Genomic DNA, 16315 nt, shown 5'->3' with positions numbered 1-16315 from the left:
AGGGCGAAAGTAAACGATGACCCTAAAGGAACTCTACGTTAAAATGCATATCAAAATGCAAAATTGATCCTGTCTTGGGTTTTTTGCTCCAAGGGTGGTTTTTTGTTTATTTATCACCTGGAGGCGGGAAGGATATCAAGCTAACCGTATTTTCATTCGATGACGTTAGGATGACGGTTTTTAAACAGGATAGATTTAGAGGTATTTAAAAGATGAAACAGATTCCGATGACGGTACGTGGCGCAGACAAATTGCGTGAAGAACTGGATTATTTAAAAGGCGTGCGTCGCCCTAAAATTATTTCTGATATCGCCACGGCTCGTGAACATGGTGATTTGAAAGAAAACGCAGAATATCATGCAGCCCGTGAGCAACAAGGGTTCTGTGAAGGCCGTATCCAGGAGATTGAAGCAAAGCTCTCTAATGCGCAGGTAATTGATATTACCAAAATGCCAAATAATGGGCGCGTTATCTTTGGTGCCACGGTTCGCATATTAAATGTGGATGTCGAAGAAGAGCAGCAATACCGAATTGTGGGTGATGATGAAGCAGATTTTAAACAAAATCTTATTTCAGTTAACTCCCCCATTGCTCGTGGCCTGATTGGTAAGGAAGTCGATGATGTGGTCGTTATTCGAACTCCAGGCGGCGAAGTAGAATATGAAATTCTTAGCGTAGATTATGTGTAAAATTTGTTCATTCAAGCTGTTATTACGTATAATTTCTCAAAAATGTAGTTGTAAAGAAAAGTAAAAGGCCGCATGCGGCCTTTTATCAGAACAAAGTGCATGGCACCTTTTCTCTAAAACAAGCGTCATTAACGCGGTAAAATAATTTTTCGCTCTTTCGCTGGACGATAAAGCACTAAAATATTACCGATGATTTGGACGTTAACGGCACCGGTTTCGCGCACGATGGCATCAGCAATTAGGGCTTTGGTTTCACGCTCTTCAGCAGTGATCTTTACCTTGATAAGCTCATGATGTTCCAGAGTTTGTTCGATTTCAGCCAGCACCCCTTCGGTTAATCCGTTATTACCCAGCATGACTACTGGTTTTAATGGATGGGCCAAACTTTTTAGGTGCTGTTTTTGTTTGTTATTCAGATTCATCGTCTTTTTTGCTTAAGTTGGGATTGAAAACGGTTCATTCTACCGCCATCTCATGTGTATCACCAAATCGGTCTACATCGATGGGGGAGTTTACGCGAGCTAAGCAACAGATGCGCGGGCTCTTAATTAAGATAGTTGGAAAAAGAGATGTCTAATAAAAAGCGTTCGGCTAGCTCAAGTCGCTGGCTACAAGAACACTTTAGCGATAAATATGTCATTCAGGCGCAGAAAAAGGGGCTACGCTCGCGCGCCTGGTTTAAACTTGATGAAATACAACAGAGCGATAAACTTTTTAAGCCCGGTATGACTGTCGTCGATTTAGGTGCAGCGCCCGGTGGTTGGTCTCAATATGTTGTAACCCAGATCGGCGGTAAAGGACGAATTATTGCATGTGATCTTCTACCAATGGATCCTATCGTTGGTGTCGATTTCCTTCAGGGCGATTTTCGTGATGAACTGGTCTTGAAAGCTTTACTTGAGCGAGTTGGGGATAAAAAAGTTCAGGTGGTCATGTCTGACATGGCCCCGAATATGAGTGGTACTCCGGCAGTCGATATACCTAAATCAATGTATCTGGTTGAATTAGCTTTAGATATGTGTCGAGATGTACTTGCACCAGGCGGAAGTTTCTTGGTGAAGGTGTTCCAGGGAGATGGCTTTGATGAATACCTACGGGAAATTCGCTCCCTGTTTACGAAAGTTAAGATTCGTAAGCCAGACGCTTCTCGTGCGCGATCGCGTGAAGTGTACATTGTAGCGACAGGGCGGAAACTGTAGTACCCTAACGCTGTTTGTTAACACAGTTGTAATATGAGGTTAATCCCTTGAGTGACATGGCGAAAAACCTAATTCTCTGGTTAGTTATTGCAGTCGTACTGATGTCTGTATTCCAGAGCTTTGGACCCAGCGAATCGAATGGCCGTAAAGTGGATTACTCTACTTTCATGTCCGACGTAACCCAAGAACAGGTTCGTGAAGCACGTATCAATGGACGCGAAATTAACGTCAGTAAAAAAGATAACAGCAAATACACGACTTTTATTCCGGTCAACGATCCAAAGCTGTTAGATACCTTATTGACTAAAAATGTGAAAGTTGTTGGTGAGCCACCGGAAGAGCCGAGCTTGCTGGCCTCTATCTTTATATCTTGGTTCCCAATGCTGTTGTTGATTGGGGTCTGGATCTTCTTTATGCGTCAAATGCAGGGCGGCGGCGGCAAAGGTGCAATGTCCTTTGGTAAGAGCAAAGCCCGAATGCTGACAGAAGATCAGATAAAAACCTCTTTTGCCGATGTTGCAGGTTGTGACGAAGCAAAAGAAGAAGTCAGTGAATTGGTCGAATACCTGCGTGAACCAAGCCGTTTCCAGAAATTGGGCGGTAAGATTCCGAAGGGCGTGTTGATGGTCGGTCCTCCAGGGACAGGTAAAACCTTGCTGGCGAAAGCCATTGCAGGTGAAGCTAAAGTGCCATTCTTCACTATTTCCGGTTCTGATTTCGTTGAAATGTTTGTTGGTGTGGGTGCATCCCGTGTCCGTGACATGTTTGAACAGGCTAAAAAAGCCGCGCCTTGTATCATCTTTATCGATGAAATCGATGCGGTAGGCCGTCAACGTGGTGCAGGTTTGGGGGGGGCCATGACGAGCGTGAACAGACTCTGAACCAGATGCTGGTTGAGATGGATGGCTTTGAAGGTAACGAAGGCATCATCGTCATCGCGGCAACAAACCGTCCAGACGTTCTTGACCCAGCCTTGCTGCGCCCAGGTCGTTTTGACCGTCAGGTCGTCGTTGGTTTACCGGATGTCCGTGGCCGTGAACAGATTCTGAAAGTTCATATGCGTCGTGTGCCATTAGATATCGATATTGATGCATCTGTTATCGCTCGTGGTACGCCAGGCTTCTCCGGTGCTGATTTGGCGAACTTAGTCAATGAGGCCGCGCTGTTTGCCGCACGTGGTAATAAGCGCGTTGTTTCGATGGTTGAGTTTGAGAAAGCGAAAGACAAAATTATGATGGGTGCGGAACGTCGCTCCATGGTAATGACTGAAGCTCAGAAAGAATCGACGGCATATCATGAAGCAGGTCATGCGATCATTGGTCGTCTTGTTCCTGAACATGACCCAGTCCACAAAGTGACTATTATTCCTCGTGGCCGTGCACTGGGTGTGACGTTCTTCTTACCAGAAGGCGATGCTATTAGTGCGAGTCGTCAGAAACTAGAAAGCCAGATTTCTACCTTATACGGTGGTCGTCTTGCTGAAGAAATCATTTATGGCCCGGAAAAAGTCTCTACCGGCGCATCGAATGATATCAAAGTTGCTACGTCAATCGCGCGTAACATGGTGACACAGTGGGGCTTCTCTGAAAAATTAGGGCCGTTACTGTATGCTGAAGAAGAGGGCGAGGTCTTCCTTGGCCGTTCAGTTGCAAAAGCCAAGCATATGTCCGATGAAACAGCGCGTATTATTGATCAAGAAGTTAAGTTACTCATCGAGCGTAACTATCAGCGTGCACGTAAGCTGCTGTTAGAAAATATGGATGTTCTGCATTCTATGAAAGATGCGTTGATGAAGTATGAGACGATTGATGCACCACAGATTGATGACTTGATGAATCGCAAAGATGTTCGACCGCCAGCCGGTTGGGACAATGCGACTAAAGCGAAATCATCTGATAGTGACAATACGCCGAAAGCACCGACTGCGACTGATGAACCGCATACGCCAACATCGGGTAATACGACGTCGGGCAACACCAATAGCATGCCAGAGCAGTTGAGTGATAAGTAAGTCAACAGTTGGCATCTAAAAGCGTTGTGATTAATATAAACCCTGGGCTTGCTCGGGGTTTTTCTTTTTCTAACAATCCGAGCGACTTCTTTCCTTTCGATATAGCATCAAAATATCGATACAGCATCAAAGTGAATTGCCACTTTTAAGGCGTGATTGCATGCGTTTAACTGCCAGAGATCGAGTTTTGGATCTCTCTCACCCACAAGTGATGGGTATCTTGAATGTCACACCGGACTCGTTTTCCGATGGTGGACACCACAATAATCTCGATAAAGCATTGCAACATGCGCAACTGATGTTATCAGCAGGTGCTACGCTGATTGATATAGGCGGTGAGTCTACTCGCCCCGGTGCAGCGGAAGTCAGTGAGCAAGAAGAACTTGACCGAGTTGTCCCTGTTGTTGAAGCATTGGCAAACCGCTTTGATATTTGGCTTTCTGTTGATACTTCTAAAGCTAGCGTCATAGCGGAGTCTGCTCGCGTCGGCGCTCATTTGATCAATGATATTCGCTCGTTACAAGAACCCGGTGCACTTGATGCTGCGGCAAAGACAGGGTTACCGGTGTGCCTTATGCATATGCAAGGGCAACCACAAAGCATGCAACAAGCACCGCATTACGATGACTTACTGGCCGATGTTAACCAGTTCTTCGAGCATCACATCGAACGTTGTGTTGCGGCTGGTATCGCAAAAAACAAATTGTTACTCGACCCAGGCTTCGGTTTCGGTAAAAATCTGGCGCATAATTACCAGCTCTTGGCTCGTTTGGCCGAACTTCATCATTTTGAGTTGCCACTGTTGGTCGGGATGTCACGGAAATCGATGGTGGGGCAGCTATTGAATGTTCCGCCGCAACAGCGTGTCATCGGGAGCGTCGCCTGCGCCGTCATTGCAGCTATGCAAGGTGCGCAGATTATCAGAGTGCATGATGTCAAAGAAACCGTCGAGGCGATGCGAATCGTCGAGGCAACACTTTCAGCGAAGGAATAGAGATAAATTATGAGCGACCGTAAATACTTTGGTACAGATGGCATTCGCGGCAAAGTGGGTGAGAGCCCGATTACGCCTGATTTTGTATTAAAGCTAGGTTGGGCCGCTGGTAAGGTTCTGGCTCGACATGGTTCTCGTAAGATTATTATCGGCAAAGATACCCGTATTTCAGGCTATATGTTGGAGTCTGCACTCGAAGCTGGCCTGGCCGCCGCAGGGCTTTCCGCATCTTTCACCGGCCCAATGCCGACGCCAGCCGTTGCCTATCTGACGCGTACTTTCCGTGCAGAGGCAGGGATCGTCATTTCCGCATCCCATAATCCTTTCTATGACAATGGCATCAAGTTCTTTTCAATCGATGGCACTAAACTGCCTGATGATGTCGAAGAAGCCATTGAAGCAGAAATGGAGAAACCACTCACCTGCGTAGAATCCGCTGAACTGGGTAAAGCAAACCGTATCGTCGATGCTGCGGGTCGCTATATTGAGTTTTGCAAGGGGACTTTCCCAAGCGAACTTAGCTTGAATGAACTGAAAATAGTGGTCGATTGTGCGAATGGCGCAACTTACCATATTGCACCAAGTGTATTACGTGAACTTGGCGCAACAGTGATTACCATCGGCTGTGAACCAGATGGTATGAACATCAATGAAGAATGTGGTGCTACAGATGTTCGCTTGTTGCAAGAGCGAGTGCTTGCTGAAGGTGCAGATGTTGGTCTGGCATTTGACGGTGACGGTGACCGGTTGATGATGGTCGATCACTTGGGTAATAAAGTCGATGGTGACCAAATCCTTTATATCATCGCGCGTGAAGGGCTACGTCAAGGCCAACTCAAAGGCGGGGCTGTTGGTACCCTGATGAGCAACATGGGCTTGCAGTTGGCATTGAAAGAACTGGGCATTCCTTTTGTTCGAGCCAAAGTGGGTGACCGCTATGTGCTGGAAGCGATGCAAGAAAAAGGCTGGCGTATTGGGGCTGAAAACTCAGGGCATGTGATTTTACTGGATAAAACCACGACCGGTGACGGCATTGTGGCTGGTTTGCAGGTGCTAACTGCGATGGTCCGAAATCACATGAGCTTGCATGATCTGTGCAGTGGCATGAAGCTATTGCCGCAAATTTTAGTGAATGTTCGCTTCTCTGGTGACCACAACCCGCTAAAATCAGACAGTGTCGAAGAGGTGACTCGCCAAGTTGAAAAAGAGCTGGGTGATAGAGGGCGGGTTCTTTTACGCAAATCGGGTACTGAGCCACTCATTCGAGTCATGGTTGAAGGTGATGCTGAAGAATCACTGATTGCAGAAATGGCGAACCGAATTGCAGATGCGGTGAAAGCAGCAGGCTAGCCAATTTTCGAGGGGGAGGATTGCTTCCCCTCGATAAATGACGTCAAGATAGAAAGATTGACGCTTTTTTCTGCAAATAGAACGGTGTAATGAAATTGCCCTTGCGTGTATTAGACGCTTTGGTTAGTATTCACACCCGCTTAAGTGGGTGAATAAGTCCCCCGCTGATGGGTGAGAAGCATTTAGCATGCGGTGAACCCGCAAGGATACAGGTACAACTTATGTACGAAGCTCTTCTGGTATTATTCTTGCTGATTTCGATTGGGCTGGTAGCTCTGATCATGTTGCAGCAAGGTAAAGGCGCGGATATGGGAGCCTCATTCGGTGCAGGTGCATCTGCAACTCTGTTCGGTTCGAATGGTTCCGGTAACTTTATGACTCGCATGACGGCTGTATTGGCGGCGTTATTCTTCGTCATCAGCTTGATTTTGGGCAATATGAGCACCAACCAGGGCCATCAAGGCAGCGAGTGGGAAAACCTGGGTCAGCCAGCAAAAACTGAGCAGACTACAGCGCCGGTAGCACCAATTACGCCGAGCAGCGATATCCCGAAATAAAGTTTTAAAAGTAGTTAGCAGTAAAAGACAAAAAGAAAGTTTTAAAATGGTTGTGATGATTTAAGCAGTAAATGCAACCATTTGAATCAGTGCCGGGGTGGTGGAATTGGTAGACACGCTACCTTGAGGTGGTAGTGCCCGATTGGGCTTACGGGTTCAAGTCCCGTCCTCGGTACCAAATAAGTCAGATAACTTGCTTTTTTGTCATGACCAACGTAATATTTGCCACGTTTTCGGACGCGGGGTGGAGCAGCCTGGTAGCTCGTCGGGCTCATAACCCGAAGGTCGTCGGTTCAAATCCGGCCCCCGCAACCACTTTCCTGAAGTGTTTTTTTTCAAATGTTGTATTCGGTAGACCTCAAATACTTTCGATTCCAATTTGAAAAAAATACTTGTCAGAAAGTTGTACCGAAGCCGCTTTGCGGCAAACAGGGTCCAGTTGCTTAAAGCCCCGAATTTCGGGGTTTTTTGTTATTTGACAGCAGAATCACTGGGCTATTAGGCCCTTTTTTTATGTCTTGGGGGTGGGCTTGTCCACATTAGAACAAAAGTTAACAGAGATAATTTCAGCACCGGTAGAAGCCTTAGGCTACGAATTAGTCGGCATCGAATTCATCCGGGGGCGCCAATCGACGCTACGAATCTATATTGATAGTGACGACGGAATCACTGTTGATGCTTGTGCTGATGTCAGCCACCAGGTCAGTGCTGTATTGGACGTAGAAGATCCCATTACAGTAGCTTACAACTTAGAAGTTTCCTCTCCTGGCCTTGATCGCCCAATGTTCACCGCTGAACACTATACTCGTTACCTCGGTGAAGAAGTCACTCTGGTTTTGCGTATGGCGATGCAGAACCGCCGTAAATGGCAGGGCATTATCAAAGCCGTTGATGGTGAAATGATCACGGTTACTGTGGATGGAAAAGATGAAGTGTTCGCGCTGAGCAACATCCAGAAAGCGAATCTGGTACCCCACTTTTAAAGTTTGGATGAGGCAACTAGGATGAACAAAGAGATTCTGGCTGTTGTAGAAGCAGTTTCCAATGAGAAATCCCTTCCGCGCGAGAAGATTTTTGAAGCGTTGGAAACCGCTCTAGCGACAGCGACCAAGAAAAAATACGAACAAGAAATTGAAGTTCGCGTCAGCATTGACCGTAAAACTGGTGACTTCGACACTTTCCGTCGTTGGGCTATCGTTAACGAAGTCACAATGCCAACACGCGAAATTACGTTAGAAGCAGCTCAGTACGAAGATCCTGCCCTCGATTTGGGCGATTATGTTGAAGATCAGATTGAGTCTGTCACTTTTGACCGTATTACGACGCAAACAGCCAAGCAAGTCATCGTACAAAAAGTACGTGAAGCTGAACGCGCTATGGTTGTTGAGCAGTTCCGTCAATACTTGGGTGAGATTGTCACGGGTATCGTGAAAAAGGTTAACCGTGACAGTATTGCGCTGGATCTTGGCAACAATGCTGAAGCTGTCATTGGCCGTGAAGACATGTTGCCACGTGAAAACTTCCGTCCAGGCGACCGTATTCGTGGTGTTCTGTACGATGTGCGTCCAGAAGCGCGTGGTGCTCAGCTGTTCGTCAGCCGTTCACGCCCTGAGATGTTGGTTGAATTGTTCCGTATTGAAGTGCCAGAAATTGGCGAAGAATTAATCGAAATTAAGGCGGCTGCCCGTGATCCGGGTTCTCGTGCTAAGATTGCGGTTAAAACCAACGACAAACGTATCGACCCGGTCGGTGCTTGTGTTGGGATGCGTGGTGCCCGTGTTCAGGCTGTATCCAGCGAGCTGGGTGGCGAGCGCATTGATATTATATTGTGGGATGATAATCCTGCTCAGTTTGTTATTAACGCTATGGCGCCAGCTGATGTTGCGTCTATTGTCGTTGATGAAGACAAACACACAATGGATGTTGCCGTTGAAGCCAGTAATTTGGCACAGGCAATTGGCCGTAATGGTCAGAACGTACGTTTAGCAGCGCAACTAAGTGGCTGGGAACTGAACGTAATGACGGCGGACGATCTTCAGGCGAAGCATCAGGCCGAAGCTCATGCCGCTATTGATACCTTCACCAAATATCTTGATATCGATGAGGACTTTGCCACTGTATTGGTAGAGGAAGGTTTCTCTTCTCTGGAAGAATTGGCTTATGTGCCAATGAAAGAACTTCTGGAAATCGATGGTCTCGACGAAGATACGGTTGAAGCGCTGCGTGATCGCGCCAAAGCTGCATTGACCACGCTGGCCCTGGCACAAGAAGAAAGTCTTGGCGACCAAAAACCCGCTGACGATCTGCTGAATCTAGCGGGTCTGGAACGTAGCATGGCATTCAAATTAGCTGCGCGCGGTGTGTGTACGCTGGAAGATCTTGCCGAGCAGGGTATCGATGATCTGGCAGATATTGAAGGGCTTAGCGATGAGCAAGCCGGTGAGCTGATTATGGCCGCACGTAATATCTGTTGGTTTGGCGATAACGCGTAATAAACTGTAGCAGGAAGGAACAGCATGACAGATGTAACCGTAAAATCACTGGCCGCTGAGATTCAGACACCAGTTGATCGCCTGGTACAGCAATTTGCTGATGCAGGGATCAACAAATCTGAAGTAGACTCAGTTACCCAGCAAGAAAAAGAAACATTACTGGCGCATTTAAATCGTGAACACGGTAGTGCGCCTAATAAACTCACGCTGCAACGCAAAACGCGTAGCACCTTGAATATTCCGAGCACCGGCGGAAAAAGTAAATCGGTGCAAATCGAGGTCCGCAAGAAACGCACTTATGTAAATACGCCGGAAGCTGAACAAGCGAAAGCGGAAGAGCAGGCACAGCGTGAAGCGGAAGAGCAGGCACAACGTGAAGCGGAAGCAGCAGCGCAGAAAATCGCTGAAGAAAAAGCTAAACGTGCGGCCGAAGAACAAGCCAAACGTGAGGCCGCTGAAAAAGCTAAACGCCAAGCAGCGGAAAAAGAAAAAGTGACGAATCAACAAACCGACGAAAAAACCAAGCCAGCTCAGACTGATAAAGCACGCCGTGAAGCGGAAGCTGCCGAGCTGAAACGCTCAGTAGAAGAAGAGACACGCCGTAAGGTCGAGGAAGACGCGAAGCGCGTTGCTGAGGAAGCCCGTAAAATGGCAGCCGAAAACGAAGGTAAATGGCCAGAACCTGTGACCGAACAAACCGAATCTGCTGACTACCATGTCACAACCTCACAACATGCGCGTGCCGCGGAAGATGAAAACGACGCCAAAGTTGAAGGTGATCGCCGTAGCCGCACTCGTGGTGGAAAAGCAACCAAGCAGAAGAAAGGTAATAAGCTTTCTGAGTCTAAAGCTGATCGCGAAGAAGCGCGTGCTGTTGGCCGTAAAGGCAAACGTAAGCCAAGCACATTGCAACAGAGCTTCAACAAGCCTGTTGTTGCGGTTAACCGTGATGTAGTGATTGGCGAGACTGTCACTGTCGCTGAATTGGCAAATAAAATGGCTGTTAAAGGCTCTCAGGTCATCAAAGCGATGATGAAACTGGGCGCAATGGCAACCATTAACCAAGTTATCGACCAAGAAACAGCACAGTTAGTGGCTGAAGAAATGGGCCACAAAGTTATCCTGCGTCGTGAAAACGAGCTGGAAGAAGCGCTGATGAGTGACCGTGATACTGGCACTGAAGCTACTGCTGAACACCGTGCACCCGTTGTGACCATCATGGGTCACGTTGACCACGGTAAAACCTCCCTGCTGGACTACATCCGCTCCACAAAAGTGGCGTCAGGTGAAGCAGGTGGTATTACACAGCACATCGGTGCTTATCACGTTGAAACTGAAAATGGCATGATCACCTTCCTGGATACCCCAGGACACGCCGCATTTACATCAATGCGTGCTCGTGGTGCTCAGGCGACAGACATCGTGGTACTGGTTGTTGCTGCTGATGATGGCGTGATGCCTCAGACAATCGAAGCTATTCAGCATGCTAAAGCGGCAAATGTGCCGGTTGTCGTTGCAGTAAACAAAATCGATAAGCCAGAAGCTGATCCAGACCGTGTTAAAACCGAACTGTCTCAGTACGGTATTCAACCAGAAGAGTGGGGCGGTGAATCTCAGTTCATCAACGTATCTGCGAAAGCCGGTATCGGTATTGATGAATTGTTGAATGCAATCTTGCTGCAAGCTGAAGTATTGGAACTGAAAGCGGTTCGTACTGGCATGGCAAGTGGCGTTGTTATCGAATCCTTCTTGGATAAAGGCCGTGGCCCTGTAGCAACAGTGCTGGTTCAACAAGGTACGTTGAACAAAGGCGATATCGTACTGTGTGGCTTTGAGTATGGCCGTGTGCGTGCGATGCGTGATGAGTTAGGCCGTGATATCACGTCTGCTGGCCCGTCAATCCCTGTTGAGATTTTGGGGCTGTCCAGTGTTCCGGCTGCCGGTGATGAAGTCACTGTTGTTCGTGACGAGAAAAAAGCCCGTGAAGTTGCACTGTATCGTCAGGGCAAATTCCGTGAAGTTAAGCTGGCTCGTCAGCAGAAATCTAAGCTGGAAAACATGTTTGCTAACATGACCGAAGGCGAAGTTTCTGAACTGAACATTGTTATCAAGTCTGACGTTCAGGGTTCTTGTGAAGCCATCTGTGATTCACTGGAAAAACTGTCTACCGATGAAGTGAAAGTGCGCATTGTTGGTTCAGGCGTTGGTGGTATCACCGAAACTGACGCAACATTGGCGGCAGCTTCTGGCGCAATCATCCTTGGCTTTAACGTCCGTGCTGATGCTTCTGCACGCCGTGTCGTTGAAACTGAAGGTCTGGATCTGCGTTACTACTCAGTCATCTATAGCTTGATCGATGAAGTTAAGCAGGCGATGAGTGGTATGTTGGCACCTGAGTACAAACAGCAAATCATCGGTCTGGCTGAAGTTCGTGACGTGTTTAAATCACCGAAGTTCGGCGCTATCGCTGGTTGTATGGTGACTGAAGGTGTGATTAAGCGTAACAACCCAATCCGCGTTCTACGTGACAACGTGGTTATCTATGAAGGCGAGCTGGAGTCCTTGCGCCGCTTCAAAGATGACGTTAACGAAGTTCGTAACGGCATGGAATGTGGTATCGGCGTTAAGAACTACAATGACGTCCGTGCAGGTGATGTGATCGAAGTCTTTGAAATTATCGAGATCAAACGTACCATTGCTTAAGCACTTCTAGATTTGCTTATATCCATTTGGGGGGCCTTGGCCCCCCAAACTGTCTGGAGAATCCAAATGGCAAAAGAATTCAGCCGTTCTCAGCGTGTTTCGCAGGAAATGCAAAAAGAGATCGCACTCATCTTACAACGCGAAATCAAAGATCCCCGTGTAGGTATGGCAACAGTATCCGGTATCGAACTGTCCCGTGATTTGGCTTACGCGAAAGTTTTCGTCACCTTCTTGAACGTATTAACGGATGATGCCGATCCGGATACGGTAAAAAATGGCATTAAAGCTCTGCAAGATGCTTCTGGGTACATCCGTACGTTGCTGGGTAAAGCGATGCGTTTGCGTATCGTGCCAGAGTTGACCTTCGCTTATGATAATTCTCTGATTGAAGGGATGCGGATGTCTAACCTCGTGACGAACGTCATCAAAAATGATGTGGAGCGCCAGGTCAATCCAGGTAGTGACGAGGAGAAGTAATGGGTCGTCCACGTCGTCGCGGCCGTGACATTAACGGCGTTCTGCTATTGGATAAGCCGCTGGGCCTCTCCTCTAATGACGTTTTACAGAAAGTAAAACGTCTCTTTAGTGCTAACCGAGCTGGGCATACTGGTGCGCTTGATCCACTGGCGACTGGTATGTTACCCATCTGCTTAGGTGAAGCTACCAAGTTCTCCCAATTCCTGCTGGATTCAGATAAACGCTACCGTGTGGTGGCCCGTTTAGGGCAACGTACTGATACTTCTGACGCTGAAGGCGCATTAATCAGTGAGCGAGAAGTCAACGTGACTCAGGCTCAAATGGATGCTGCACTGGAGCGTTTTCGTGGCGATAGCCAGCAAATACCGTCAATGTATTCTGCATTGAAGCATCAGGGCAAACCGCTGTATGAATATGCCCGTCAGGGGATTGAAGTCGAGCGTGAGGCACGTAGCATTACCGTGTATGAGTTGCTTTTTATTCGCTGGGAAGGCAACGATCTTGAGTTAGAAATCCACTGTTCCAAAGGCACCTACATTCGCACCATTATCGATGATTTGGGTGAGTTGTTAGGTTGCGGTGCGCATGTGAGTTATTTGCGTCGGCTGCAAGTGGCGACTTATCCTAGTGAGCGCATGGTGACGTTGGAACAACTGTCAGCCATGGTTGAAGCGGCACAGGCAGAAGAACGTTCGCCAAATCCTGAACTGGATCTGTTGTTGCTTCCAATGGACAGTGCGGTAGTCAATTTCCCTGAAGTCAATCTGTTACCGGCAGTGGCGGCCTATGTTAAACAAGGTCAACCTGTACATGTTGCCGGTGCGCCGAATGAAGGGATGGTCCGAATCACCGAAGGTGAAGAGCGTAATTTCATCGGAATTGGTACCATCGCAGAAGATGGTCGAGTCGCACCGAAACGCTTGGTTGTAGAATACGCTGAGTAGGTCTAGCGGCCTACCTTGCGATCCCGCAGCTCAAAGAGTAGAATAGTGCGGCTTACATATTGGGTTGCTGAATTAGAGATCGGCGCCTGTCTTAATTTATCTATATATTTGGAGTTGTATCATGTCTCTAAGTGTTGAAGCGAAAGCTAAAATTGTTGCTGACTTCGGTCGCGGTGAAAATGACACCGGTTCAAGCGAAGTTCAAGTTGCCCTGTTGACTGCTCAAATTAACCATTTGCAAGGTCACTTCTCAGAGCACAAAAAAGATCACCACAGCCGTCGTGGTCTGCTGCGTATGGTATCCACGCGTCGTAAGCTGCTGGACTACCTGAAGCGTGAAGATGTAGCACGTTATGCTTCCCTGATCGAGCGTCTGGGTCTGCGTCGCTAAGTCTGCGAGTTTCGGGAAAAAGGGGCCAATTGGCCCCTTTTTTCTAAGAAGCAATGATAAAATACGCTAGTATATTGTTGTTGTTCATTACGTAAAGTTATTGAAGTTGCAGGACGGTAGCAAACGAAAGTTCCCGCGTAACTGACAGAGGCCAGTGACTCGGGTGAACACGGGCCGCTAACGTTGTCGCCGTTTCAAGTAAGGCGAGTAAATTTTAAAAACAGGATCTTCCGGTGCAGAGGTTCGCGCGGCTAATGAGAGACTTTAATTCAATAGGAGTTAAGGATTGTCATTAGTCGCGAGGATGCAGTGTGAAGGTAATAGTGACAGGTGGATGAGATCGTCAATACGATCTGGCACCGCATAGTATAAGGATACTATTTTGCTGACTCCGATTATTCGTAAATTCCAGTACGGTCAACATACCGTGACCATCGAAACAGGCATGATGGCTCGCCAAGCAACCGCTGCTGTAATGGTAAGCATGGACGACACTGCTGTATTCGTCACTGTTGTTGGCCAAAAGAAAGCCAAACCAGGTCAGAGCTTCTTCCCACTGACTGTTAACTATCAAGAGCGTACCTACGCTGCTGGCCGTATCCCAGGTAGTTTCTTCCGTCGTGAAGGCCGCCCAAGTGAAGGCGAAACACTGACTTCACGTCTGATTGACCGCCCAATTCGCCCACTGTTCCCAGACAGCTTCCTGAATGAAGTTCAGGTTATTGCGACCGTTGTTTCTGTTAATCCGCAAATTAACCCAGACATCGTGGCAATGATTGGTGCTTCAGCGGCATTGAGCCTGTCAGGTATTCCATTCAACGGCCCAATCGGTGCTGCGCGTGTTGGTTTCATCAACGACCAGTATGTGCTGAACCCGACCACTGACGAGCTGAAAGAAAGCCGTCTGGACTTGGTTGTTGCTGGTACTGCTGGTGCAGTATTGATGGTTGAATCTGAAGCCGACATCTTGTCTGAAGATCAAATGTTGGGCGCGGTTGTCTTTGGCCACGAACAACAGCAAGTTGTGATTGAAAATATTAATGCCTTGGTTACTGAAGCGGGTAAACCGAAGTGGGATTGGCATCCAGAGCCAGTGAACGAAGCACTGCATGCGCGTGTGGCTGAACTCGCTGAAGCTCGTTTGGGCGATGCATACCGTATCACTGAGAAACAAGAGCGTTACACTCAGGTTGATGCCATTAAAGCTGACGTGACTGAAGCGTTGCTGGCGCAAGACGAAACCTTGAATCCTGCTGAGATTCAGGACATCTTGGGTGACGTTGAGAAGAACGTTGTTCGTAGCCGTGTATTACGTGGCGAACCGCGTATTGATGGCCGTGAAAAAGACATGATCCGTGGCTTGGATGTGCGTACTGGCGTATTGCCACGTACTCATGGTTCTGCGTTGTTCACCCGTGGTGAAACTCAGGCACTGGTCACTGCAACTCTGGGTACTGCCCGTGATGCGCAAAATATTGATGAGCTGATGGGTGAGCGTACTGACTCATTCCTGCTACACTATAATTTCCCTCCATATTGTGTTGGTGAAACGGGTATGGTTGGTTCACCGAAGCGTCGTGAGATTGGCCATGGCCGTCTGGCGAAACGCGGTGTGTTGGCAGTGATGCCAAGCCCGAGTGAGTTCCCTTATACTGTACGTGTGGTTTCTGAAATCACCGAGTCTAACGGTTCTTCCTCAATGGCTTCTGTTTGTGGTGCTTCTTTGGCCCTGATGGATGCAGGCGTGCCAATTAAAGCCGCTGTTGCTGGTATCGCGATGGGTCTGGTTAAAGAAGACGAAAACTTTGTAGTTCTGTCTGACATTCTGGGTGACGAAGATCACTTGGGCGACATGGACTTTAAAGTAGCGGGTAGCCGTGACGGTATCAGCGCATTGCAAATGGACATTAAAATTGAAGGTATCACCCGCGAAATCATGCAGGTGGCTCTGAACCAAGCTAAGGGTGCGCGTCTGCACATTCTGGGTGTTATGGAACAGGCTATCAGCACACCTCGTGGTGATATCTCTGAGTTCGCTCCACGTATCTACACCATGAAAATCAATCCTGAGAAAATTAAGGATGTGATCGGTAAAGGTGGTTCTGTGATTCGTGCGCTGACTGATGAAACAGGCACGACAATCGAAATCGAAGATGATGGTACCATCAAGATTGCAGCAACCGACGGCGATAAAGCAAAACACGCTATTCGTCGCATCGAAGAGATTACAGCTGAAATCGAAGTGGGCCGTATCTATGCGGGTAAAGTGACTCGTATCGTTGATTTCGGTGCATTTGTGGCCATCGGTGGCGGTAAAGAAGGTCTGGTTCATATTTCTCAAATCGCTGACAAGCGTGTAGAGAAAGTGACAGACTACCTGCAAATGGGCCAAGAAGTGCCAGTTAAAGTAATGGAAGTTGATCGCCAGGGCCGTATTCGCCTGAGCATCAAAGAAGCCACTACTCCTGACGCAGAAGCTCCGGCACCAGAAGCAGCAGAGTAATACAG

Annotated in this window: 13 protein-coding genes, 2 tRNA genes and 1 pseudogene; 15 read left to right on the top strand and 1 reads right to left on the bottom strand. The window is 47.9% G+C overall.

Annotated features, from left to right (window positions below):
* Positions 1–212 precede the first annotated feature (212 nt).
* Complete coding sequence (greA, locus tag BN68_RS11440; RefSeq protein WP_019211305.1) at positions 213–689, top strand: transcription elongation factor GreA; 477 nt, start codon at positions 213–215, stop codon at positions 687–689.
* Positions 690–817: 128 nt separating this feature from the next.
* On the opposite strand, the gene yhbY is transcribed toward greA, so the two are convergent.
* A complete protein-coding gene (yhbY, locus tag BN68_RS11435; protein WP_004389225.1) occupies positions 818–1111 on the bottom strand; it encodes a ribosome assembly RNA-binding protein YhbY in 294 nt (97 codons plus the stop codon).
* Between the two features lie 147 nt (positions 1112–1258).
* Between yhbY and rlmE the strand changes: the two genes are divergently transcribed.
* The 14 genes and pseudogenes from rlmE (at position 1259) to pnp (ending at position 16310) form a co-directional block, all read left to right on the top strand.
* Positions 1259–1888, top strand: coding sequence for a 23S rRNA (uridine(2552)-2'-O)-methyltransferase RlmE (gene rlmE, locus BN68_RS11430; RefSeq protein WP_019211304.1), 630 nt, complete (start codon positions 1259–1261; stop codon positions 1886–1888).
* 56 nt (positions 1889–1944) lie between these two features.
* A pseudogene (gene ftsH / locus BN68_RS11425) lies at positions 1945–3899 on the top strand (ATP-dependent zinc metalloprotease FtsH).
* Positions 3900–4059: 160 nt separating this feature from the next.
* Positions 4060–4893: a dihydropteroate synthase gene (gene folP / locus BN68_RS11420; RefSeq protein ID WP_019211303.1), complete on the top strand. Its 834-nt coding sequence runs from the start codon at positions 4060–4062 to the stop codon at positions 4891–4893.
* A 9-nt stretch (positions 4894–4902) separates the two neighbouring features.
* Entirely contained in the window at positions 4903–6243 is a 1341-nt protein-coding gene (glmM, locus tag BN68_RS11415) for a phosphoglucosamine mutase (RefSeq protein ID WP_019211302.1), read from the top strand.
* A 221-nt stretch (positions 6244–6464) separates the two neighbouring features.
* Positions 6465–6800, top strand: coding sequence for a preprotein translocase subunit SecG (gene secG, locus BN68_RS11410; RefSeq protein WP_019211301.1), 336 nt, complete (start codon positions 6465–6467; stop codon positions 6798–6800).
* Between the two features lie 91 nt (positions 6801–6891).
* A tRNA-Leu gene (locus BN68_RS11405) sits at positions 6892–6978 on the top strand.
* Positions 6979–7038: 60 nt separating this feature from the next.
* A tRNA-Met gene (locus tag BN68_RS11400) sits at positions 7039–7115 on the top strand.
* Between the two features lie 215 nt (positions 7116–7330).
* Complete coding sequence (gene rimP / locus BN68_RS11395; protein WP_002222054.1) at positions 7331–7783, top strand: ribosome maturation factor RimP; 453 nt, start codon at positions 7331–7333, stop codon at positions 7781–7783.
* Between the two features lie 21 nt (positions 7784–7804).
* Positions 7805–9292 (top strand): transcription termination factor NusA, encoded by a 1488-nt coding sequence (gene nusA, locus BN68_RS11390; RefSeq protein WP_019211300.1) that lies wholly within the window; start codon positions 7805–7807, stop codon positions 9290–9292.
* 24 nt (positions 9293–9316) lie between these two features.
* Positions 9317–11995, top strand: coding sequence for a translation initiation factor IF-2 (gene infB, locus BN68_RS11385; protein ID WP_019211299.1), 2679 nt, complete (start codon positions 9317–9319; stop codon positions 11993–11995).
* A 66-nt stretch (positions 11996–12061) separates the two neighbouring features.
* Complete coding sequence (gene rbfA, locus BN68_RS11380) at positions 12062–12472, top strand: 30S ribosome-binding factor RbfA (protein ID WP_019211298.1); 411 nt, start codon at positions 12062–12064, stop codon at positions 12470–12472.
* Complete coding sequence (gene truB / locus BN68_RS11375; protein ID WP_019211297.1) at positions 12472–13416, top strand: tRNA pseudouridine(55) synthase TruB; 945 nt, start codon at positions 12472–12474, stop codon at positions 13414–13416. Before rbfA ends, truB begins: the two co-directional genes overlap by 1 nt.
* Positions 13417–13537: 121 nt before the next feature.
* Entirely contained in the window at positions 13538–13807 is a 270-nt protein-coding gene (rpsO, locus tag BN68_RS11370; RefSeq protein WP_004875409.1) for a 30S ribosomal protein S15, read from the top strand.
* A 382-nt stretch (positions 13808–14189) separates the two neighbouring features.
* Entirely contained in the window at positions 14190–16310 is a 2121-nt protein-coding gene (gene pnp / locus BN68_RS11365) for a polyribonucleotide nucleotidyltransferase (protein ID WP_019211296.1), read from the top strand.
* The last annotated feature ends 5 nt before the right edge of the window (positions 16311–16315 follow it).

The organism is Yersinia massiliensis CCUG 53443, assembly GCF_000312485.1.
Classification (GTDB): domain Bacteria; phylum Pseudomonadota; class Gammaproteobacteria; order Enterobacterales; family Enterobacteriaceae; genus Yersinia; species Yersinia massiliensis.
This window is presented reverse-complemented; position numbering and strand designations above follow the sequence as displayed.